The sequence below is a fragment of the Agromyces sp. P1_H4 genome (assembly GCF_056405255.1).
In genome coordinates this window covers 1-1,744 of sequence record NZ_JBFUCL010000506.1, presented here as the reverse complement: position 1 = coordinate 1,744, position 1,744 = coordinate 1, and the positions used below count along the sequence as shown (strand labels likewise).

Annotated in this window: 2 protein-coding genes; one reads left to right on the top strand and one right to left on the bottom strand. The window is 73.5% G+C overall.

What is annotated here, in order from left to right; all coding sequences use genetic code 11:
* The coding region (locus AC1DY2_RS19420) for a dodecin domain-containing protein (protein ID WP_476763903.1) at nt 1–91 on the bottom strand (91 nt) is incomplete at its 3' end.
* Between the two features lie 204 nt (nt 92–295).
* Here AC1DY2_RS19420 and AC1DY2_RS19415 point away from each other — a divergent pair.
* The coding region (locus AC1DY2_RS19415; RefSeq protein ID WP_476763902.1) for a glycosyltransferase family 4 protein at nt 296–1,744 on the top strand (1,449 nt) is incomplete at its 3' end.

Here is a 1,744-nt window from a genome sequence, read left to right as displayed (position 1 = left end):
GCGCGGCGCGGGCGACACCGGTCGCGACGGCGTCCTCGAAGCTCGTCTCCGAGCGGACGGTGATGGTGGTGACCCGGGCGACTGATGACATGGCGTTCCTCCTCGAACGGTCGGGCGTGCTTCAACGCCAATGCTCCTCCGTTCGTCCGGCCGGCACGAGGGGTTGACGGTCGGATGCCGCGAGCCGACTCCCTGGCGACGCGTCGGCGAACGGCATCCGACCAGACGATGAATCCTCGGTTCGGAGGGCGGTTCCGGTGCCGCGGGAACGCCGGGTGCCCCCACGCTTGGAGTCGTGAAGGTCGCACTCCTCGCGGAATCGTTCCTCCCGCACATGAACGGCGTGACGCACTCCCTCCTGCAGGTGCTGCGCCACCTCGAGCGTCGTGGCCACGAGTCGGTGGTCGTCGCCCCACGGTCGGGCCCGATCGACCAGTCGCTGTTCGGCGCCCACGCGGTGCTGCTTCCCTCCATGCCCCTGCCGAGCTATCCCGACGTGCGCGTCACGCTCGCGAGCGTCCATCGGCTGTCGGCGGTGCTCCGCGAGCACGAGGTCGACGTCATGCACCTCGCATCGCCGTTCGTGCTGGGCTGGCGGGGGCTCGCGGCCGCCGAGCCGCTCGGCGTGCCGTCGGTGGCGGTCTACCAGACCGACATCCCGTCGTACGCCGAGCGGTACGGGATCCCGGGCGCCGCCCCCGCGCTCACCCGCCACCTGGGTCGCCTGCACCGTCGCGCCACCGTCACCCTCGCGCCTTCGAGCTCGGCCGTCGAACGGCTCGCGGCTGCGGGCGTGCCCGACGACCAGGTGCGGATCTGGCGTCGCGGCGTCGACACGGCCAGGTTCACGCCCGCCCGACGCGACGCGGAATGGCGGCGCCACGTCGCGCCCGCAGGTGAGGTCGTCGTCGGCTACGTCGGTCGCCTCGCACCCGAGAAGCAGGTCGAGGACCTGCGGGCCATCGAGGACCTGCCGAACACCCGACTCGTCGTGATCGGCGACGGCCCCTCGCGGCCTACGCTCGAGCGCATGCTGCCGAACGCCCGATTCACGGGCTTCCTCGGGGGCGACGCGCTCGCCGTGGCCATGGCCAGCCTCGACGTGTTCGTGCATCCCGGCGAGAGCGAGACCTTCTGCCAGACCATCCAGGAGTCGCTCGCGAGCGGCGTGCCGGTGGTCGCCACGGGACGGGGCGGACCGCTCGACCTCGTGCGGTCGAGCGTCGACGGCTGGCTCTACCGACCCGGCGACCTCGTCGAGTTCCGCGAGCGCGTGCGCGACCTCGTGGGCGACGATGCGAAGCGGCGCGCCTTCGGCCTCCGCGCCCGCCAGGCCGTGCAGGGCCGGGGCTGGGACGTGCTCGGCGACGAGCTCATCGATCACTACGAGCAGGTGATCGCGGCGCACGGCGGCGTGGCGGGCACCCCGTCCACGGCCCGTGGCACCGCCACGACGAGCCGACGCGGGCGAGTGACGGATGCTCCGAGCCGACTGCGTGCGGCGGGTTCCGCGACGACCGCGCGATCGCGCCCGGGACTGCTCGAGGGCGCGAGCGCGGCGGCGGCATCCGATGCGTCTCCGGCCGCGCCGCCCTGGCGACGCTACGTCGCGGTCGGCGACTCGCTCACCGAGGGGCTCTGCGACGACTCTCGCATGGCGGCGGGGGAGTTCCGAGGGTGGGCCGATCGGCTCGCCCTGCTCCTGGCACTGGCGAGCCCCACGGCCGACCCCGTGGCCTACGCG